This is a genomic window from Aureispira sp. CCB-QB1 (assembly GCF_000724545.1).
Classification (GTDB): Bacteria; Bacteroidota; Bacteroidia; order Chitinophagales; family Saprospiraceae; genus Aureispira.
This window is the reverse complement of sequence record NZ_JHBV01000042.1, coordinates 210,266-232,555: the sequence shown is the minus strand read 5'-3', so window position 1 is coordinate 232,555 and position 22,290 is coordinate 210,266. Positions and strand designations below refer to the sequence as shown.

Sequence of the window (22,290 nt, the reverse complement as noted above, 5' to 3'; positions counted from 1 at the left end):
CCATCTGGCGCAATCCATTCATAACTCGTTGCCAACGCTGTTGTACTCAATTCTAAAGTATCTCCAAAACAAATCGCAGAATTACTGCTTAGTACAGGCGTCGCAGGTATTGAATCTACCGTAACCGTTACCGCCGTATCACCACTCTCACAACCATTTCCATCTATAATCGACAAGGTATATACGCCTGCATTCGATGTTGTCGCATTGGTGATTACTACTGGATTTTGAACGTTTGAGGTGAAACCATTCGGTCCACTCCAATTATAACTTGATGCTACCGTACTTGTACTCAATGTTATGTTATCTCCTTCACATACCGCAAAATTGGCGGGTACATTTGGTGTTACTGGTGTTGGATGTACGATGACAGTTGTCGAACCAGCTACAGAAGAACAGCCATTTACCGTCACTACTAAATACCAAGTCGTATCCGTGCTGATGTTAACAATCATCGGATTTTGAGCCGTAGACACTAAGCTCGTCAAACTAGAATCGCTGTACCAAGCATAACTCGCACCCGATACCGTGGCTGTACTCAAATTTGAATTCCCTCCCTCACAAACTGGTCCATCGTTAAATACCGCAGGAGTGTCTGGATTAGCATTAATAATTACATTAATTGTATTCGATTCCGAGCGACACCCTGTTACGGTATCAATGCAGATCATATACCAATTTCCTGGCAAATAATTCGCATTGTTCATAGGTATACTTGTGGTACTCCCTATTGTCCATAATACGTTACTTCCGCCTGGTGTTCCTAAAGTACTTTGACTATTTCCATTGGGTCCTATCCATTGAGACTGACCACAACTTGTACTTGATGATAACACTAATGTATCACCAAAACAAATCGGACCATTACTAACTATATTAGGGACAGGAGGATTACTATTTACCCCCACTCGAACAGTTGTATCCGCAGAAACACAACCATTAGAATAAGTCACTACCAAACGATAAATACCCGAATCAATTAAAGAGGCATTGGTGATTGCTGCTGGATTCTGTAAGTTAGATGTAAAACCATTTGGTCCTGTCCAGCTATAGCTAGCTGCTATTGTTGTTGTTCCCAATATAATATCATCTCCTTCGCAAACCTCAAAATCTGCTGGCACATTAGGTGCAGAGGGTTGTCCAATGACATTAACCACAGTAGAACCTGCAGGTGACGTACATCCATTAACAGTTACTACTAAATAAAAAGTACTATCTTGTGTAATATTGATTGCCGTAAAAGAAGCTGTAGTAGCTACTAAGTTCGTCAAGGCAGCATCTGTATACCATTGATAAAATGCTCCTGGTGCACTTGGAGTACTTAAAGTAACATCTCCCCCTACACAGACTGGTCCATCATTAAATGCTGTTGGTGCTGCTGTACTGGAGTTAATAACTACCGATGAAGGTGCCGATGGCTCCGAAGGACAGTTATTCGCTACCTGCGTAATTAAAGTCCAATCTCCAGATTGATAATAAGTCCCATTTGTTGGAACAATCATCAAACTATTAACAGTTGTAATAGTATCAATTCCATTGGGGCTTATCCAACGGAATGTATCTGCACTCGCTGTGGTTGATAATAATAATGTATCTCCATCACAAATTGCAGAATTATTAGTTAACACAGGTGCAGCAGGTCCTCTGTTAACACCTACTACGACACTCGTATCTGCCGATTGACAGCCGTTAGCATCTACTATGAATAAGGTATAACTGCCAGCATCAGCTGTTGTTGCTGGTTGAATAACTGCTGGATTTTGCAAGTTAGAGGTAAAACCATTCGGTCCTGTCCAATTGTAACTTGACGCTACTGTCGATGTACTCAAAGCAATAGTTTCTCCTTCACAAACTACAAAATTTGCTGGAATATTTGGTGTTGCTGGTGTTGGATGCAACGTTACGGTAGTCGCAACAGCCGAAGATGGACATCCATTCACAGTGACAACTAAATAGAAAGTACTATCTGTCGTTATATTGGCAACTGTCGGATTCTGCTGAGTAGAAATTAAATTTGTTAAAGCTGCATCGCTATACCATTCATACAAAGCATTATTAATAGTAGTAGTGTTTAGTTGAACAGCATCACCACGACAAACAGGTCCATTATTAAATGCTGTTGGGTTCGTTCCATTATTAATAGTCACCATAGATGCAACCGACGCTGGCGATACACAACCTGCTGCATTCACAACAGATAACGTCCAATTACCCGATTGATACAAACTACTTGTTGGTGCTATTGTTAATGTACTGCTTGCTGTTGTCGTATCTGCTCCATTTGGTGCTCTCCAAATATAAGAATTGCCCACCGCACTTGTACTCATCACTAAGTCAGCTCCATTACATATTGGAGAATTCGTTGTCATAGAAGGTTGGGTTGGTGCTGCATTTACTGTTACTTGTACGCTAGTATCTGCGGAAGAACAACCATTACCATCTACTATAGATAAGGTGTATACTCCTGCATTCGATCCTGTTGCATTGGTGATTACTACTGGATTTTGAGCATTCGAGGTAAAACCATTTGGTCCACTCCAATCGTAACTCGATGCTACTGTACTTGTACTCAATGCTATGTCATCTCCCTCACATACCGCAAAATCTGCTGGCAACGATGGGCTTGGTGTCAATGGATAAACCACTACTGTTGTAGAATCCAAAGCGGAAGGACAGCCATTTACCGTTACTAATAAATAGAACGTACTGTCATTCGTTAAGTTGTTTACTGTTGGATTTTGTAAGGTAGAGAATTGATTGCTTGTCCCTGCATCCGTATACCAAGCATAACTTGCTCCACTTACTGTTCCTGCACTTAATGAAGCATCTGTTCCTGTACATACAGGTCCATTATTCCCTGCACTTGCTGTTGATGGGATGCTGTTTATTTCAACCGCAGAAGCTATAGACGCTGGCGATACACAACCTGCTGCATTCACAACAGATAACGTCCAGTTACCTGATTGATACAAACTACTTGTTGGTACTATTGTTAATGTACTGCTTGCTGTTGTCGTATCTGCTCCATTTGGTGCTCTCCAAATATAAGAATTGCCCGCCGCACTTGTACTCATCACTAAGTCAGCTCCATTACATATTGGAGAATTCGTTGTCATAGAAGGTTGAGCTGGTGCTGCATTTACCGTTACAACAGTACTAGCAGCAGGCGAGGTACACCCATTAAAATCTTGAACTACTAAAGTATATGTTCCTGCGTTTGCTGAACTAGCGGGACTAATAACTGTTGGATTAGGAGAATTGGAACTAAATCCATTTGGTCCTGTCCAGTTATATATGTTAGCGTTCGTAGTTGTAGTTAAAGCTATTCCATCTCCTTCACAAACACTAAAGTTAGAAGGAACATTAGGCGCAATAGGGTTGGGTCGAACCACTATATTGATGGAATCTGCCAAAGATGTACAACCGTCAACAGCAACAACAACACTATAAAGTCCGCTGTCTGCAACCGTAGTATTGTTTATATTTAAACTAGGCACTCCTGTTGTCACTACTCCTGTTGGAGTTGACCAAGTATATTGAACTGTTGTTCCCGTATAACTTCCTATATTCAATTGAATATTATCACCCTCACAAACAGGTCCATTGCCTGTTATCGTTGGAGTAACAGGTCGTTCGTCAACTGCTACTTGTACAATCCCTGAATTACTACAACCGTTAGCATCTGTAATACTAACTGTATAGCTTCCTGCATTCAAAGCCGCAGAATTAGCTATAAATGGATTCTCTAAATTAGAAACAAATCCATTTGGTCCTGTCCAGTTATATATGTTTGCAGTTGCATTGGCAAATAAGAAAATTGTATCCCCAGAGCATAGCGGTGTATAACCAGGACTTACTGCCGCAGGATTAGGGTTAACTTGCACAACCGTAAACCCAGTATCTGATAAACAGCCATTTGAGCTAACCTGCACATAGAAGGTGTCTGGTGAATTACTTGCCAAAAGACCACTAATTACTGGATTTTGAGTTGATGCTACTAAGTTGGTTAAGTTGGCATCGCTATACCAAGCATAAGTGCCACTACTAACTGTATTCACCATTAGTGTAACATCCTCTCCTTCACAAATTGGTCCACTATTAGAAGTCATTGGTGCTATTGGAGTGCCATTGATAATAACATTTGCTGCTGTAGAAGGCTGAGAGGCACAACCATTCGCATCAAATACAACCAATGTCCAATTCCCTGCTGTATATAAAGGGTTGTTAGGTTCTAAAGTTAAGGTATTATTTGTAGTAATCGTATCTTGACCATTTGGTGCCATCCACTGATACGTAATTGCTGAAGTGCTAGAAGTCAAGATGATGTTTTCATTGCTACATATTGGTGTATTGCTTGCAATGCTGGGTTGCGCAGGTCTTGGTGTCACTGTCAAATTAGATGATATAGGATCTGAATTACACCCTTGTGCATTGGTTGTAAACAAAGTGTAACGTCCTGCATCAGCTAAAGTAACTGGGCTAATCAAAGGCGTTGTTGCAGAGTTAGCCGTAAAACCATTCGGTCCTGTCCAAGTATAGTCATTAGCAATTGTAGAAGTTGAGAATTGAATGCTTGTGCCTTCACAGATTGTCGTATCTCCTGGGTTAATATTGGGTGTAACTGGTTTTGGTCTTAACTGCAAAGAGAAGAAATTAGACGTATCAGTAATACAACCATCCAATTCTACATATACAAAATAAGTTCCTGTATCTGCGGTTGTAACAGGATCTAATACCAATTCATAATTGTTGAATCCCGCAGGCACACCAGGACCTGTCCAATTATAACGCACCACATTTCCTTGATACTGCTGGACTGTTAATACCACTCTATCACCCTCACATAATGGTGTATTGGCTGTGATAAAAGGATCAAATGTATTATCAATAACAACATCTAAATCTGCACAACTATCTTGCGTATATGTATTGGCTGCTCCACCTAAGTTTCCAGGGTTTCCTGTTCTTTGTACTCCTAGATTAGAAGAGAAAGCTGTTGGCATATTGGGTTCGTCTGCCTCTGCAATACTTTCCCATACCAGATTTGCACAATTGGTCAATGTAAAACAAGGTGTGATTGAAGAAGAAGCTTGTACTTCAAATGTAATGCTATATACTTCACCTACATTAATAGTATCCCAATGTGCCGTAATGGTTCCCCCTCCGTTTGTTGGTGGTGTTGTAATACTGGCTGTTCCACCAGCCGAAAAACCAGAAACAAAGGTCATCCCTGTTGGTAATATATCAGTAAGACTTACATCAAAAGCTGGCGCAGAAGAAGTTCCTGGATTTCGAACCGTTAAGGTTACAAAGGAGTTGTTTCCTGGCAAGACTTCATCTGGTGTAAATGATTTCGAAATTTCTAATTGAGGTTCTACAATTGTAACAAAAGGGGCACGATCGTTAATGGAAGAACGATCTCCTGGAGTATTCGGATTATCCCATGATAATACCGCTCTATTTCGCACTCGCTCTCCATCAAAATTAGTTACATGATTGATCACAATTGTTCTATAGTAAACTTTTATGGTATCTTCTATATTGTCTGTATCCAAGTTTTGAAGATTTCCAAAATCTAACGTTAAGACTCGATCTTGTTGTTGAGGGTTTGCGCCTAAGTTGGTAATAGTTGCCCCACTTTGTACAGCAGGAAATCCTCCACCTATTGATGTAATAATATTGGTGCTACCCGATGAATTACAAATAACAATAGAATCTACAGCAACAAAAGCTAGTCCTTCATCTACTTGGTCTACTAGCGTAACATTGTTCATATTTCCTTCAGGAATATTCAACTGCAACTCATATGCAACCACTTCCCCTATGCTAGCTTGTGTATTGGTATTACTATAATTAGGAAATATATAATCGACAACTTTATTCATAGTTGGATCTGCAATTCTTCCGTTTGCATCGTCCTCTACTGGCGGAAACTTAACCCCTCCCCTAGTTGAAGACCAATCTACTTCTGCTGTATTATCAAACCGTGTTCCTGCTTGAATTCCAGCTACGGCTTCACAAACATAAGAAACGGTTATCAAGTCATTGTTATTGGGAGCAGTTGCAAATGCAATAGAATCATTAGGAGCTACTAAATCGATGGTTAATGTATTACCAACAAAACCACCAGAAAAGGCAAGTGCATTATTACTCCCATCAACAACAGGATTGGGAGCGACCAAAGCACAATTGGTTAACTCAGGTGGTGCAACATCTCTTACTTGGACATCATATCCTGGAGCCCCCCCTACGTTTTCAATCGTTATATCAAAAAACAATTGATCTCCAGCACTCACATCTGTTGCGTTTCCATCTGGCGGAACGACAGTTGGGCTAATCGTAACATTAGGGTTATCAGAAGAAACTATTCCTTTGGTCAATTCTAAATCTGGTGCCCCTACTTGTATTAGTGTTAACGCACTATTCGTAATATTGTCTGCGGTAGAGTTATCGCTATTAACTTGCATAAAATTGGAATGGAATAATCCATCCGCAAACGGCAATGTTGTAATTGGTATGTCTATCAATAAAACAATATCTACACAACCTCCTGTTACCAAATCTGAAACATCTCCAAAATCTAGAATCAAGCTATTGGTTGGTATATCTCTAGTATAGGTAACAGGCGCAGTATTCCAACACGTAGCAGGATCAAAACGCACATCTGTACCAAATGTTGCAGCTAATGAAGCAACATCATGAATAGGAAGTGGAAAGAAATCCGTGATGACCACATCATCCAAATCCAAAGAAGGAATTTGTAATTCTAAACGGTATTGAACGACATCTCCAGGCCACCACTGCCCATTTCGACCAGGTCCTGTTGGAGGTGAATTGTTGACTGTTTTTTGGAAAAAAATATCGATAACATCAATTGGAGTTCCTGCCGATGTTGTACATCCTGTTGCTCCCTCTACTAGATCGTAGGTTAAAGTAGAACTGTGTGTTAATCTATCTCTACTCAAAACAGGATCTCCATTTGCATAAGTCTGATTAACATCTGCGGTGTATTGCAATGAGGGAGAAGCACAAGGCAAAATATTGGCTCCATTTTGAGTATGCACATCAACAGTTACCGTTGATCCTGTCCCTGGTCCTGGAACAATAACAACATTTCCTGCTGCAACAGGAGTTCCTGCCCATGTTAGACTAGCAGGGTTGTAAATCATTCCATCTGGAACAATAAATGTAATAGAAGCCGCTGTTAAACCCGCGGTATATTCTGTTATTTCTGCTCCTATTGTGTACAAAACAGTTTGTCCTATTGTTACAGGCGATACCGTGTTGTTGGTATGCCCCAATAAAACATGCTCTACGTGCGTTACAACAGTATCACTTTGAGAAGGATTTCCTGGCACATTAACTGTTGCACCATTATTAATATCTGTATCGTCACAAATGGTTTCATCTAAAGTATCTGAAACCGCAGCATCAAACGTCACTTGCATGTCAATATTTGCTGTCGAACCAGGGTAACTACCATTGCAAGTAACCGTCAAAGTACCTCCTAGTCCTCCTACTGTTGGTTCAACAGCCGAACAACCTGCTGGCAAACTAATATTTCCAAAATAAGCCAACTCTCCTGGAAGTACGTCTGTAATTGTAATAGGTCCATTTAAGGTTCCAGCAGCGGCAATATCTATATTGAGTTCGTATTGATGTATATGACATAAACTAGCGCCGCCTCCTGGCACTTCATTGTATACACCATCAGAACCATTTACTTTTTTATCGAATCGAAATAAAATAGGTATAATCGGTTCACATTCATTTGCACCTGCAATTGGTCCGTTATCACCCGTTGGTGTGTCTCCAAACTCATATACTCCTTGAGTACAAATATCAACAGGCACTCCTATGGTTGCAGCGGGATCTACCGTCATACAAACCTCACTAATCAACGATACTCCTCCTTGAACCATAGAACCGACGGGGTATTCTAATAGAATAACCGTACTACCTACTGGCGCAAAGATCGTATCACTCGTCGTTGAGTTGTTATTGGATTGAGCAATTGGGTCAATCACAAAATTATTAGGAGCCCCCGAAACAATAACTCCTAAGTTTTGTACAGTTTGAATAGAGCCACCAAAACTAGCATTGTCAAAAGTAAATCCTGTTGGTACAATCAGACGAACATAAGGTCCATATCCAGGAGCACCTGTATTGACAAACGTTACTGGAAAACAAACTTGTTCACCAATAAAGCCTTCTGCGGGCGTTGCATTTGTTAGCGTTGGTGTTTGAGCTTGTACAAAGCTTGTCATCCAACATAAAAAACCATACAATATCCATTTAAATGAGTGTCGTTGTATTTGCATAGAATGGTGGTTTGAGTTGTAAAATATGATTACCTATCCCATTTATATTGAGTAGAGATCAATAAATAGGAATAGAGAAATTAACTGATTTTGAAGTATTGTGCGGGAATGCAAAGAAAGTAATAAAAGAAGTGTTTTTTTAAGGTAGTACTTTTCTAGCAAAAAGAAAATTTTTTACTATTAATTTTATAAAAATATAAACTGATCTTTAAACGAATACAATACAAGTATATTAGAATATATAATTTCACTAGTACTCATTCTTGCCAAAGAATATTCTATTCTTGCCAAAGAAATGAGCGTTCACCAAGCATTAATCTAAAAAATCTTTATCTCCCTGAAGCACACGCATTTCAACTCTATTGTTAGCAGCATGCTCTTGCTTAGAGCAAGATTTCCCATTGGTACAGTGGTTCATTATTTCGGATTCTCCTACTGCCACAATAGTAAATCGGTCAGCAGTTACGCCTTTTTCTGATAAGTATTGTTCAATAAATGCCCCTCTTTTTTTGGCAAGCAACCAATTGTAACGTTCACTTTTTCTAGCATCTGTATGAACTCTTAGTTCTACAATTAATTTGGGGTTTTCGACTAAATTTTGGTACAGCAAATCAAGCGCAGCTCCTCCTACATCATTGAGTTGTTTCGTTTTGCCCTCAAAAACCAAATCTTTAAGAATTAAAGAATCCCCTTTGGCATATTTTCCTTGAGGAGGAGTATTTTCTATAGAATCTATTCTTGCCTCTTGAGGAGTAATATTTAATTCCAACAATGGATTTCGTTTGCCTTGGCAAGTTTCCTCGTGCAACTCAATCGTGTCCATTTTCTGTTGCTTGCCATCAAGATAAGGAATCACCAAATAACTCTGACCACAGGTACCACAAGCAAAATAATAGCCTTCTTGATTAATAGCTACCGTCTCCGATACGTTGGTTTTCAAGTTCTTCAAAACAAGATAATTTTCTCCTGCTAGCACCTCTGATTTCTCTACCTTTCCCCTCAAACGATAACAATCTTTGGGGCGCATGGACAATCCAAATTTATTCTTTCCAATCCGACTCAATTCTTCTGTAGATAGTACTGTTATTTGGGTATAATAATTTTCCTTTTTAGTAATAATGGTATACGTTTTTCCTTTATTTAGGGATAAGTTTGTTATTCCCAAACTATCAGTATAGTATGTTCCAAACGTATAATATTTGCCATCTGACTCCTTTTGTTGAACAGCAACTTGAGCACCAATAACAGGCTTCAAATTATACGTATTCTCTACCTCCAAAGCTGTTGGGATAGTAAATTGAGCTTGAACAACCAAGGGGGCAAAACAAACTATAACGAAAATCCAAAAGTACTTGTAGTGATTATGTAGTCCTTGTTGCATTGATTCTTTTTTTTATCAGAAAAAACAATATTATTAAAACTAATAAAGTTCCTAATACTATCCATATCCAAGGAATAGTATTCCTAATTTCCGTCAAACTGCTGACAGGTTCTGTGTTTCCAATTACAATCAATCCTGCCCACAATTGTGGATGGCTACGCCCAATATTATATTCTTTGATAAATTCCAATTTAGCTTCTTGCAAAGCTTTGTGTTTGGGGATTCCTTCCTTTAGATACTGATAAAACAAATGCATAATAGCCTCTGTTGCTTGATCGGATACTGGCCATAGTGTCATAATCATATTCGGTGCTCCACTATAAGCAAAACCTTTTGCAATACTCATGACCCCTTCCCCTGCATAGAGTTTGCCTACCCCCGAATTACAGGCACTCAACGTGACTAACTCTGCATTTAATTCTAGACTAAACAACTCATGTGTATGCAGTAAACCATCGTTCATATCATCCGTCAAAAAAGCCAGGCTTGAAAACATAGGGTCGCTGTGATTGACAATACCATGTGTTGCAAAATGCAGTACTCCATAGTCTCCAGCTACCTTCTTAAAGGCTGTTTCTGTAGATGCAGCTCCTATAATTCCCCGACTGTTTGCTCCAAATAAATTTTGAAGTACCTTTACTTCTTGACGGGCGTAAACTAGAGGTTCCAAATCTAGTTCTACTACTACATTTGATAAGCTATCTCCTTGGTTTAAAATAGAATCCAATACCGCAAAATCAGGCGCAAAACCAATTATTTTTTTAGGCGCATTCGTATTTTGAAATGCCTCTTTGCTTGTCAAATAAAGTGTTGCAGAGTAATTGTAACAAAAAGCGTGTTGTTCATTTAAATATCGAATTTCACCATTTTCAGAAATAGGCAACACTTCAAAAGGTATATTATTTAGAAAACCATCTGGAATAACAATAATATCTTTATTGCCTAGCAGATCTTTTAGCGGCTGAATCAATAACCGATACAAATAAGTCCCTTCAAATTGAATGTCTTGAATTTCATTTTTTCGGATAGAGCTCAAAAATTTAACAATCGTCCGATTGGTTTTTTTCAATTGATGAGGTACCAATTGGCAAGTCATCGCCTCTTTCTCTATAGTAAAAATCATTACAAAAGAATCCAACATTAGGTAATCCAAGAGCAATTCATTTTCTTTTAAGGCAGCTTGTACGGAGTCAATACTCACCGTAGAATAATCATATTTTAAGGCAAAATACTTGGGATATTTTTGCTCCAAAGTTAGCACCAACTGTTCGTGGACTTTTGTTTTATCACTCAATTCTTTTTCTAGCATAATGAGTCGTTCTAAATCTTTAAACTTCCCTTGACGCACCTCATAGTATATCTCTCCTTTTAAGTAGGCAATTTCTATTTTTTGCTCATTCTCTTTTTGAATCAATGAATCGGGAATATTAGCCACTTTACGAGCTTTCAAATCGCGAACGGCTTCCAACAACAAAGATCCTTTTGCTATCTCTGTATAATCAAACGCTCGATGTAGATAGTTTTCTTTTTGAGTGACCTCGTACAATTGATAACATACCAACGATGCTTGCTGGCTAAATTCTTGTGCCAATGCCGCCAATTGATATTTAGAACCTTCTTTCCGATACGTTCGGCGCAACTTGTTCAACAATTTGATGGTCGCATCAAACATAGCCAATGCTTGAACCAAGGTTTTTGTATCCTTGTTTTCATTATACACTCCTTTTAGAACTTTTCCCTTTGTACCTATCGCATACAAAAGCTCCAAAGGAAACTTAGCTTGATCAATAGCAGGCACATCATTTTTGTTATAAACATCCCCTTCATTCATAGATGCCGCCAAAGCTTTGTCAATAAAACTCATTGCCTGACCATAGATTTGTTCTTCCAAATAAACCTCACTCAACGAACGAGACGCTTCTACGACCATAGGATGTTTTTCTGGGTAAATTTCTTTCATTAAATCCAATGCTCGTTCGAAGTGCCCCTTTGCTCTATTGTAATTTTTGGTTTGAAAAAACAAAGCGCCTTTTGCCATTTGAACATCTATCTCAGCAATGGTTTGCTTGTTCACTGCCAATTTGGGAATTGTCAAACTAGACTCGTGATAACTCAACAAAGAAATATTATAATTATCTGACAACTTAGGATCAGGAGCATATATTATTTTCTCTTCTTTAATCTTTGCCAGCTCTGCTTCGATCGACCATTTTTCTCCTTTTTGAGTCATCTTTTTATAAGATGCCTTGGCTTGCACAGAATTCGTTTGTTTGCCACTCAATTTGCCGAATTGCAAAAAAGCCTTAAAATTTTCTGCGGGCAGTTTACTTTTTTGAGGGCTCCAGCTATTCAAAGCACTTCCATTCAAAATCAAGGCTAAATCATATTTTTCTCGATCATAATAAATCGTAGACAACATAAACTTAGCATCAGAAATGGCTCCTTCTTTCAGTTCATATTTGAGTGCTTGATTTAAATAGACTTCTGCTGCATCATAATCTTTTCGTTTAAAATAAACACCTCCCAATCTATAATACAACTCTCCCGCTCGCTCTGGTTCATCTTTAAGCAATGTATCTTTTTGACTCAATACTCGTTCGTATCGATCAATCGCTTCTTCGGGTTCTAGTACTTTATCATAAACTTCTCCAGCCAAAATTTTTATATCCGCCAGTTGTTTGTAGTTTTTTTCTTCGTGGGGCTGTGCATCTGCTGCGGCTATTGCTTGGTTATAATACTCCAATGCTTTGTTATAGTCGCTCCGTTCATAATATAAATCTGCCAAAGATTTATTCAGTTCGATGTGCATAGGAGCCGATAACTTTGTTCCTAATTGTTCACTTTTCTTGTGACTATCTTGTAGTAATGGAATAGCCAAGTCGTGCTCTCGGTATACCAAGTGGTACTTTCCCAAAGCTATATTTAAGCGAGCTTGAGTTTCTGTTGATACTTTCTTTAGATCAAAGGCAGCTAGTTCTGCATTTTTTAGCAATTCAAAAACCTTGGCTTGTTGCCCTAAATTGATTTTAGACAAAGCTGCTGCTGCCAAAGCTTGCACATAAAGCTCCTTTTTAGGTCCCGAAACGTTGGCTAATTTTTCATAAGCCTTAGCCGCAGACAAGAACTCTCCTTTACCAAAAAGAACATCTGCTGTCTTAATCGGTCTAGAAGCTTGAGCTAACAATTCGCTGGAAGTACTGTACATTAATAACATAACAGTGCTACACACAAGCACCTTCCATAGTCTTAAATTTTCTTTAAACATCTCGTAATCTGTTGTTTTCGTGCCTTAGTAAGCTGTGAAATTAACCTATTTTTCTTGATTAAACAACTATTTAGTTTTGCCCCTATTTCTACGTCCTTGTTTCCTTATTCCCAATTTTAAAAAATCTAGTAAAAATAACGGCTTATTTCTATAACTATTCTTAAAATCTTACGTACTTTATATCAACAACACACACAGTTACTTTTCCAATTACGATGCATTATTATTTCATTTTTTAATTAGCTTTGCTGCTCTTTTAGGGCACTCTGTGAAGTTTTTATGATTGATTATCAACTACAAACGATAAATTAAAACAATCAATCTAACAAAAACATTAAGGTGATTTTCAACGGATAATGTATGAAGTTTGCCTACTCACAAGTATAGCCAACTAACTAACGACCTAGGTACTAGATACATTTTCAAAATACAGTAGTATATAGTTCGTTTTAAGCTTTATTTATGGATTTAATTTATTTAGGAATTGGTATTGTAATAGGATGGGTACTAGGTTATTTAATGGGCATTTTAAAAGGAAAGAGTAATCATACTCCCGATGATCGAAAATTCATCTTACAAGAAGTACATCAAACCGCTTTGTCTAGAATTGAAAAACTAGAAAACACCTTAGAAGACAAAGAAATTGAATGTATTGATTTAAATAAAGTTCTCGCTAGTCAAGAACAAATTATTACCAATCAAAAAGATAAATTAGAAGAACAAAGCAAAAATTTGCTTCAAGTTCAAGAACAATTGCGGTTAGAATTTGCACATACAGCCAATAGCTTGCTAGAGGAGAAAAGTCAAAAATTCACTTCTCAAAATCAAGAAAACTTAGATCATATCCTCAAACCACTACAAGAAAAATTGCAGCTTTTTGAGCAGAAAGTAGAACTTTATTATAATGATGAAAACAAAGAGAGAGCTACTTTAAAAGAGCAAATTAGGCAGTTAACACAGCTCAATCAACAAATGAATGAGGAAACTCGCAACTTGACCAATGCACTGAAAGGCGAGGCGAAAACACAAGGAAATTGGGGAGAATTGATTTTGGAACGCATCTTAGAAAAATCAGGCTTACGCAAGGATTCAGAATACTTTACTCAAAGTTACTTTGTCAGTGAAGATGGGAAACGTCAATTTCCTGATTTAATCCTAAACCTCCCCAACAAAAAACACTTAATTATTGACTCGAAGATGAGTTTGACAGCTTATGAACGATTTAGTTCTGCCAAGAGTACTGCTGCTGCGGAACAAGCGATCAAAGAACATCTTATTTCTGTCAAAAAACATGTCAAAGAACTGAGTGTCAAGAAATATCAACAAATTAACGAACTGAATACGTTGGATTTTGTTTTAATGTTTATACCCCTTGAAGCAGCCTTTGCTTTAGCCATGCAACACGACCATAACTTGTATTATCAAGCATTTGAGCAAAATGTTATCATTGTGAGTCCTATGACACTATTGGCAACAGCTCGAACTATTTCTAACGTTTGGCAGCAAGAAAATCAGAGTCGCCATGCGCAAGAGATCGCTCAACAAGCTGGACGGATGTATGATAAATTTGTCAATTTTATTCATGATTTAGAACAGGTTGGGCATAAAATACAGCAAGTAGAGCACAGTTACAATGAGGCGATGAAAAAGCTTCAATTTGGCAAAGGTAATTTGGTTGGTCGGGCAATCAAATTAAAAGAATTAGGGGCAAAAACTACGAAGCAGTTACCAGAAAAATTTGAAGAAACAGAATAATTCGGTTATGACAACAGATTCTGCCATTGTACTTTTCGACGGTGTTTGTAATTTCTGCAATCAGTCTGTCCAATTTATTATCAAAAGAGATCCAAAAGGTTATTTTAAGTTTGGTGCCCTACAGTCTGAGAGTGGTCAAGCACTTTTGCATCAATACAACCTATCTCCTGATGTACTGGATACGATTGTATTAATTGAGCAGGGCAAAGCTTATACTTATTCTACGGCTCCTCTTCGAATTGTTAGGAAATTGCGTTTACCTTGGCCTATCTTCTATATTTTTATTTTGGTACCTACTTTTATTAGAAATCCTATTTACAAATGGATTAGTAAAAATCGTTATAAATGGTTTGGTAAACAAGAACATTGTATGATGCCAACACCTGAAATTCGCAATCGTTTTTTATCATAAAAAAATGAGTCGTTAGCCTTGTCTAACAACTCATTGTACATCTATAACGTTGTCGTTTGTCTCTTATAATTTAGCGTGTGTTCCATCACAGAATTGTGGTGTTCCACTATGTTTGCAATTGCACATATAAGCTGTTTTTGTTTCTTCTGCTTTAAAAACAACAGGAGTAAAATTAGTAGGCTGATGTGTCCCATCGCACCAAGGTTGATTGGATGATTGTCCACACGAACACCAAGCATATGTTTTTCCTGCTTCTAGTTCTACGGGCATCGGTGATTTTCCTGCAATTGTTGGCTTTTCCATTGTTCTTGTTTTTTTATTTAAAGTCTATTTTTTATTCTCAATAGTTAGCTGTCCTGCTAAGTATTCATTCTAAGTACACTATTTATTCTATTCTCAAACAAATAGCATACAAAACATTTAATGCTACAACAATTAAAACACAAAATGGTATCCCTTGGTTTTAGGAATACCATTTCTCTATTTAGTATAGACTTAGTCTTAATAAACTCTTGATAATAAAACTATTAACCTACTATTATTTTATCAATAAAAACCCGCAGTTTAAAACTGCCCAACTAAGCACTCATTTTAAAGTTTCATCAAAATTATTTACTTTTCTCAAACTGAAAGTTTTGCTTTTTAGCTTGATCACGAACAGTTTTTAACATCACAGCGTCCAAAGTATTTTTTTCTTCGCCAGCTGCTTCTTTGCGTTTTTCAGCAATAAATGCTGAGCGTTTTTTAGCAGCTTCTTGAATTTTGGCTTGGATGGCTGCACGTTCTGTTGCCTTTTTTTCAATATACTCCTTGCGCTCTTCCATATCCATTCCTTTCATTTCATCTGGTAATTCCTCTTCCTCTACTTCCTCCATAAAATCGTCATTTTCAGCCATGGCATCTACTGCATCCCACGTTGCATTATTGTATGTTGATTTCTTGGATTTAGAAATCGCACGTTCTGCATTGTTAGAGGCACCATAAGATTTTGCATTCATATCTTGACTTAATTGGCGCGCTTGTTTTTCCTTCCCTTTTGTTCCAAAAGCGACATAAGTTTTATTCAACTCATCATTTAACTGCCCAATTTCGCTATCATAAGGCGTTTCGATATGTGCTACTTGATCATTTTGATTAATACACATATACTTTCCATCTGCACGATCGGCTCCATCTTTCCACAAATAACGAATTCCTTCTTCGCAATCTCCACAGTAAATCGTATTGACAACTATGCCATTCGTAATGGCCCCTTTGCAAGACTTTTTATAATCAATGTTACCTTGTGTAAACTCTTCGTTGCCTGCAATAATGATAATTTTTAAATCTTCATTACTTTCACTCCATTCCAAGTTTTCTGTTGCATCCTGAATCACCCAACCACAATACTCATCTCCTCCATTAGTTGTCAAGCTAAATAGTTTTTCTGAAACCAAGTCAAGATCATTGGTCAAGGGTACTAACTGCTGCAAATATCCCTTTTCTTGTGGCAAAGAACTTTTTCCATATTCATATAGAGCCAGTTCAATGGCAGGGGCTTTTCCATTTTTCTTAGAAGTTGCCAATTCATTGACCATCTTCCATAATTGAGATTTAGCTTGTTCAATCAAGCCATCCATACTACCACTAGTATCTAAAAGTAAAGCAACTTGTATTTTTGCGGTGCGGTTGGGGTCTAGTTCCTTAGGAGATTGGTTCAAATCTGTTGCCAACAAGCAGATGGTTGACATACATAAACTTAGGATTGAAATTAATTTAAACATGGCGTGTCGTTTTGTTTTGGTTAAAAATTGTTTTGGGAAACATTTAGTACATTCTTTGTAAAAGTAATAGCTCTATAAAACAGCATACACTAATAGGCAATGTATTCAATTTGTTGGTGTTATGACTAGATAGATGTGTCTTAATGCATTTTTGGCGTGCTTAAAATCTTTTTTCTTACGTTTTAATATTTTCTTAACAACAATGCAGCATTTTGCAGTTTTTTCTGGACTCCTCAAACAAAGAATTTAACAGTAGATCCCCCAATGTCTTTCCTTACTACAAAAGTGAATCTACAATGCTTTACTATTCCTCCATCTATTACATTTCATAATTCCTAATTAAATCGCTAACTTCGTTCAAAATAAGTAAATCTAGGATTGAATTTGCAGACTATGGAAGAATCAGAACAGAAAGCACCCGTCGGAGTTATTGGTTCCGGAAGTTTCGGAATGGCTATTGCCAATTTATTATCAGAAAATGTAGATGTTTTGTTGTATGCTCGACGAGAAGAAGTACGTCAAGCTATAGAGAAACGAGAAGGACGATATAGTGTTCTATCTCCTCGTATACAGGCTGTATCGGATCTAAAATTGGTTGCCAATAGCTGTCAACTTATTTTTCCAATTGTGCCATCACAAGCATTTAGAAGTATGATGCAAAAACTGAGTCCTTACCTATCTCCTACACACTTCCTTATTCATGGTACGAAGGGGCTTGACATCGCTACCTTAGCAGAAGGTGAATCACTACGTCCTCAACACATCAAAACGATGAGTCAGGTCATCCAAGAAGAAAGCATTGTTTGTCGCATTGGTTGTTTATCAGGTCCTAATCTATCTAAGGAAATTATGGAAGGACAGCCTGCTGCTACACTTATTGCAAGTCCTTTTACTGAAGTTATCAAAGCTGGACAAGCTGTCCTAAAAAGTAATCGCTTTCAAGTGTATGGTGATCACGATATTATTGGTGCAGAACTAGCTGGAGCACTCAAAAATATTATAGCCTTGGCTGCTGGCATTTTAGGTGGTAAAGGGCTTGGAAAAAACCTTTGGGCTTTGTTAGTGACTCGTGGTTTGTCTGAAATGATTCACATAGGAAAAGCTGTTGGTGCAGATGTAAAGCCATTTTTAGGAGTAGCTGGTATTGGTGATTTGGTGGCAACTGCATCTAGTGAGAATAGCCGCAATTATCAAGCTGGATACCGTTTGGGAAAGGGGGAAACACTCGAAGAAATTATGGAAACATCGGTTGATGTTATTGAAGGGGTAAAAACTCTAGAAACCATTCGTGCCTTAGGAGCTCACCTAAAAATTACAACACCTATTGTTGAAATGCTTTATCGAGTATTCTTCAAACAAATGCCCATCGATACAGCTATTCAAGTCTTAATTACTTACCCTTATGCGGTTGATGTTGACTTTTTGTAAACAATAGTTAACTTAGTTACTCCCTGCGGTTATGAGCCAACAAGTTGGGTTTGTTACTCCCTACAGTCGTGAGCTCGCTATGCTCGGTTCGCTGCTACTATATTAGTACTCCGTTGATTTTTTAGTTTTTCTACGAAAAACGTAAAAAATCATCTTGCATTAGTTTGATTACCAGCCTTTTAGTGCAAAGGTTAACAAGAAGTACATCTTACTGATAATCAAACTAATACGATTTTTCAACGGAGTAATGACTATATAAAAAGACAATATTATTATTTTGTAATGTTTTTTCGAATTCTACTAAGACTTTCTGGATGGATTCCTAAATAAAGTGCAATGCTTTTTATGGGTACCTGTTGAACGATATTGGGACAACGAGTTAATAAACTTACATACCGCTCTTTTGCTGATTTTGTCAAAAAATCAAGCTCTCTCTGGTGTTTTAATATAAAGGACTCTTCTGTTAACACCCTCCCTATCTTATTCACCAAAAACGAATCTTTATAGGCTTCTTGCAAGTCATCGTAGATGAAATACTCTACTTGGCAATCTGTAATAGATTTAATCTCGGCAGTAGACGGCTCTTGGGTTACAAAAGACATATAAGCATTAAAATAACGATTGGGAAAAAGAAAATCAATAATTCTATACTCAAAATTAACCGTTTCTGTTCCTATTTGAGCAATACCATCAACTAAGAAATAGCAATACTTTTCTACAACTCCAAAATTCGTAATCACCTGATTGGCAGGGATATGCTTTGTATATATTTTAATAGGTAAATCGCTATTGGCTGAAAAGTCGCATTCAAACTTTGAGTTGATAAATTCGTAGGTTTGCATCTTTTTTGGGACTAAAAAATTCAGGAATAATGAATTAAAAAATTTAACTAAAAAATAAATTGTAAAGCTATCAAAAAAATTAACAGCACGTCACTAATTCGTTCATCTTAACAAGGTTCACCAAGCCAACAGAAACATTATTTTTAACGCAAATATAATTAGCTAACATATGTTAGGACAACTTTGTGCGATATCTAATAATTTTGACCTTGTTAAATGAAACTTTTGCCACAGTGTACTAAGAATCTGTAAATAAAATAATACAAAAAATGATTCAAGGATTAATAATGTTAGGATTAGCAAGTTTTATATGGTTTGCTATTGTCAAAAACCCGACAGAAGAATCAGCAACTGGATTTGTAAAAATCTTCAAATCCGCATTTGGTTTGAAGGGACAGTAGATTTTGACTCAGGTTATCAAACTCAGATAGACCTAAGCAACTTGTCTAGCGGTCTCTATTTTATGGTGATGAAACACCTGTTTTGTGCCCAACAATCAAAGAATAAACAATATTTTTATATTTTTATATTTTATGTTCTTAATTTGTGAGTCTTTGGGTTCACAGAAGAACTAAAAAACTAAGCTTTCCAAGTAGGCTTGCGCTACTAATACAAAGCCAAAAATCATACACGTAACAAACAAACAAACAAACAAACAAACAAACGGAGTACTATATAGTATTCTGCTATTGCTAAAATTCAAATTTATTACCTAATTTAAATTAAACTTCAATTATGACAATTCGTAATTTTATGGTATTGGTATGTTTATACATATCAACACAAGCTACCTATGCCCAATTCACAGGAACCAATCCTTCTACTCTTAGCGACAATGGTCTAATTACTGGAAAATTAGTAATAGGGACATCTTCTTATCCAAGTTTTACGAATGCTAGACGTCTGACATTATATCGAAAATTTTCAGGACTTCCAGCCCTAGGAGCTCCATTACATTCCTATACAACAGGCATGCGTTTTACACATAGATACTCTGCTTTAGGGACTAACTACACTGATTTTAGTTGGGATATTGCTGTTACACACAATACCATGCTTTTTCATAGTTTGAGTACCAATACGACTATTATGAATCTTAAACCTGATGGGAAAGTAGGCATTGGTTTAAATAATCCAGATGCAACACTGCATGTCAAAAATTTTAATAGTACTAAAATAGATGCCCATCTGGAAGGATTTACCCTGATTGATGGTGCCCAAGCTTCTTTATTGCTAGGCGCACAAACAGGCGTTCCTTATGGAGAATGGGGTATCGAATACAATCCTGGTGCAAGGGGCTTAAATTTTTGGAAGCCTAGTGGCGCATCAGCAGGACATGGAAACTATTATTTATTTATCAATGACAATGGTAAAGTCAGTATAGGGTTGGATCCTACCGCAGCCAATACCTACAATGGGGATTACAATCTTTATGTAGGCAAGGGTATTTTAACAGAAAAAGTAAAAGTTGCCCTAAAAAATACTGCAGATTGGGCTGATTATGTTTTTGCTGACAATTATCAACTCATGCCTTTAAGTGATGTGGATAAATTTGTGAAGGAACATAAGCACTTGCCAGGTGTACCTAGTGCTGAAGAAGTTCAGAAAGAGGGAATTGATGTTGCCAAAATGGATGCTAAATTATTAGAAAAAATTGAAGAATTAACACTTTATATGATTCAATTAAAAGAAGAAAATGAAGCATTAAAAGCAGAAGTAGAACAGTTAAAAACTAAAATAAAATAAGTACCATGAAAAGTATTGTATATAAACAAATGCTGTTATTTCTGTTGGGGCTTATAGGAAATAATCTTTTTGCTCAAACTATCTCAGGTCCAACTGAAATTTGTCCAGGAATAAATTTGGTAACAGGTTCCTATACATTGACGGATAACACTTGCTCAAGTATTAGTAATATCAATTGGAATCTAAATTATCCGACAACATCAGTAACAGCTGGATCAAACCCTGTGACCATAACATGGTCTACCTTAGGAAGTGGTCCAGATCAAGCAACCTTAACAGCAACCTATGATTGCACCACTTATGACAGCGATGGTAATCCACAAACTCAGAGCAAAACAGCAACTTTAATCATTTATATTTTAAATGTTAATACGCCTATTATTGCCTCACCTAGTAGCATTAATTTGTTGTGTAATGACGTAACGCCATTTACGATTAGTATAACTCCTCAGCCAGGTCCTGCTTCTTATAGCGTAGAACATCCCGATTGTTTTTCATATACATATGCTAACAATCAGTTTACTTTTACGCCTGATGCTGCTGCTTATGGTGAAATTTGTATTACTATTGCTCAAACATCCTGCAATATAGAAAAAACAGAGTGTATTACAGTAGCAAGAAATTGTGCCAATGATTTAACTTTTTCAAGTGCTTCTCCCATAACCAATGAATATAATTCCGTTAATAATTATATTGTAGCTTCCGATGTTTCAACCAACACCTTTAGCAATGTAGAATTCAAGGCAGGGAAAGCAGTTACTCTGGAGCCCGGTTTTTCTGCCAACGAAGTATTTTTAGCACATATAGGTCCCTGTTCTTGTTTACCTGAAGGGGTTACAGGCTGTTTCTATGGAAAATCTCGTTCTAGTAGATCCAACAGAAATGATGCAAGAAGTAATAAACTTGTCAATATTCCAGAACATAAAATGGAAACTATTTCTTCTGCTCCTTCTGAAAGTACTTTTGGTATTTATCCCAATCCAACACAAGGAGTCTTTACTATTCATCTAAAAGAAGTATCCTCTGATGCTGTTGTTCAGGTTTTTGATCTAATGGGGCGTTTGCGAAAAACGGTTGCTATCAAGCACATTCAACAAACTATAGATGCTTCTGAATTGGAAAATGGAGTTTATATTGTTGTTCTTTCTGGTCAAGAAAGATTACTCAAGGAAAAAATAATCCTTTCCAAATAGAAACATACAAGCTTGTTTTCTAAAACATTAAATGTTTTAGTGGTTTAGTAATGAAAAATATTTGCTAACTATAAAAATCGACCGAAAAAAGTTTTTCGGTCGATTTATTTTTTGATGCTATGCTAGTTTTACTCGTATAGCAACGTATTTTTCATAAAAAATATGCTATCAATAGTTAGCTGTA

General features: G+C 37.1%; 12 protein-coding genes. 6 read left to right on the top strand and 6 right to left on the bottom strand.

The features are described 5' to 3' along the window. From CG11_RS23120 to CG11_RS23110, 3 genes are all read right to left on the bottom strand, one after another. The coding region (locus tag CG11_RS23120) for a CARDB domain-containing protein (protein WP_156039871.1) at positions 1-8,321 on the bottom strand (8,321 nt) is incomplete at its 3' end. A 313-nt stretch (positions 8,322-8,634) separates the two neighbouring features. Further along, entirely contained in the window at positions 8,635-9,702 is a 1,068-nt protein-coding gene (locus tag CG11_RS23115; RefSeq protein WP_052599224.1) for an OmpA family protein, read from the bottom strand. After that, on the bottom strand, positions 9,683-12,967 hold the full coding sequence (locus tag CG11_RS23110) for a CHAT domain-containing protein (protein WP_052599223.1): 3,285 nt from the start codon (positions 12,965-12,967) through the stop codon (positions 9,683-9,685). Before CG11_RS23110 ends, CG11_RS23115 begins: the two co-directional genes overlap by 20 nt. 462 nt (positions 12,968-13,429) lie before the next feature. Between CG11_RS23110 and rmuC the strand changes: the two genes are divergently transcribed. Both rmuC and CG11_RS23100 read left to right on the top strand, forming a co-directional pair. Next, on the top strand, positions 13,430-14,722 hold the full coding sequence (gene rmuC, locus CG11_RS23105) for a DNA recombination protein RmuC (protein WP_052599222.1): 1,293 nt from the start codon (positions 13,430-13,432) through the stop codon (positions 14,720-14,722). 7 nt (positions 14,723-14,729) lie between these two features. Continuing rightward, entirely contained in the window at positions 14,730-15,134 is a 405-nt protein-coding gene (locus CG11_RS23100) for a thiol-disulfide oxidoreductase DCC family protein (RefSeq protein ID WP_052599221.1), read from the top strand. 63 nt (positions 15,135-15,197) lie between these two features. Here the strand turns inward: CG11_RS23100 and CG11_RS23095 are convergent, their stop codons facing one another. Both CG11_RS23095 and CG11_RS23090 read right to left on the bottom strand, forming a co-directional pair. Next, positions 15,198-15,437 (bottom strand): CDGSH iron-sulfur domain-containing protein, encoded by a 240-nt coding sequence (locus CG11_RS23095; RefSeq protein WP_052599220.1) that lies wholly within the window; start codon positions 15,435-15,437, stop codon positions 15,198-15,200. A gap of 305 nt (positions 15,438-15,742) precedes the next feature. Next, complete coding sequence (locus tag CG11_RS23090; protein WP_052599219.1) at positions 15,743-16,897, bottom strand: VWA domain-containing protein; 1,155 nt, start codon at positions 16,895-16,897, stop codon at positions 15,743-15,745. A 393-nt stretch (positions 16,898-17,290) separates the two neighbouring features. On the opposite strand from CG11_RS23090, the gene CG11_RS23085 reads away from it, so the two are divergent. Continuing rightward, entirely contained in the window at positions 17,291-18,325 is a 1,035-nt protein-coding gene (locus CG11_RS23085; RefSeq protein WP_052599218.1) for an NAD(P)H-dependent glycerol-3-phosphate dehydrogenase, read from the top strand. 272 nt (positions 18,326-18,597) lie between these two features. Here CG11_RS23085 and CG11_RS23080 read toward each other — a convergent pair whose 3' ends face one another. Beyond that, complete coding sequence (locus CG11_RS23080; RefSeq protein WP_052599217.1) at positions 18,598-19,167, bottom strand: Crp/Fnr family transcriptional regulator; 570 nt, start codon at positions 19,165-19,167, stop codon at positions 18,598-18,600. A 269-nt stretch (positions 19,168-19,436) separates the two neighbouring features. Between CG11_RS23080 and CG11_RS30965 the strand changes: the two genes are divergently transcribed. From CG11_RS30965 to CG11_RS23070, 3 genes are all read left to right on the top strand, one after another. Next, the gene (locus CG11_RS30965) at positions 19,437-19,568 is read left to right on the top strand and encodes a hypothetical protein (RefSeq protein WP_255351970.1); all 132 of its coding nucleotides are present in this window, start codon (positions 19,437-19,439) and stop codon (positions 19,566-19,568) included. Between the two features lie 334 nt (positions 19,569-19,902). Then, a complete protein-coding gene (locus tag CG11_RS23075; RefSeq protein WP_052599216.1) occupies positions 19,903-20,913 on the top strand; it encodes a hypothetical protein in 1,011 nt (336 codons plus the stop codon). Between the two features lie 5 nt (positions 20,914-20,918). Continuing rightward, entirely contained in the window at positions 20,919-22,106 is a 1,188-nt protein-coding gene (locus CG11_RS23070) for a T9SS type A sorting domain-containing protein (RefSeq protein WP_052599215.1), read from the top strand. The last annotated feature ends 184 nt before the right edge of the window (positions 22,107-22,290 follow it).

Excerpts from the sequence above, each read along its gene's own strand:
- CG11_RS23115 (WP_052599224.1), bottom strand. The coding sequence starts at position 9,702 with ATGCAACAAGGACTACATAATCACTACAAGTACTTTTGGATTTTCGTT.
- CG11_RS23110 (WP_052599223.1), bottom strand. The coding sequence starts at position 12,967 with ATGTTTAAAGAAAATTTAAGACTATGGAAGGTGCTTGTGTGTAGCACT.
- rmuC (WP_052599222.1), top strand. The coding sequence starts at position 13,430 with ATGGATTTAATTTATTTAGGAATTGGTATTGTAATAGGATGGGTACTA.
- CG11_RS23100 (WP_052599221.1), top strand. The coding sequence starts at position 14,730 with ATGACAACAGATTCTGCCATTGTACTTTTCGACGGTGTTTGTAATTTC.
- CG11_RS23095 (WP_052599220.1), bottom strand. The coding sequence starts at position 15,437 with ATGGAAAAGCCAACAATTGCAGGAAAATCACCGATGCCCGTAGAACTA.
- CG11_RS23090 (WP_052599219.1), bottom strand. The coding sequence starts at position 16,897 with ATGTTTAAATTAATTTCAATCCTAAGTTTATGTATGTCAACCATCTGC.
- CG11_RS23085 (WP_052599218.1), top strand. The coding sequence starts at position 17,291 with ATGGAAGAATCAGAACAGAAAGCACCCGTCGGAGTTATTGGTTCCGGA.
- CG11_RS23080 (WP_052599217.1), bottom strand. The coding sequence starts at position 19,167 with ATGCAAACCTACGAATTTATCAACTCAAAGTTTGAATGCGACTTTTCA.
- CG11_RS30965 (WP_255351970.1), top strand. The coding sequence starts at position 19,437 with ATGATTCAAGGATTAATAATGTTAGGATTAGCAAGTTTTATATGGTTT.
- CG11_RS23075 (WP_052599216.1), top strand. The coding sequence starts at position 19,903 with ATGACAATTCGTAATTTTATGGTATTGGTATGTTTATACATATCAACA.
- CG11_RS23070 (WP_052599215.1), top strand. The coding sequence starts at position 20,919 with ATGAAAAGTATTGTATATAAACAAATGCTGTTATTTCTGTTGGGGCTT.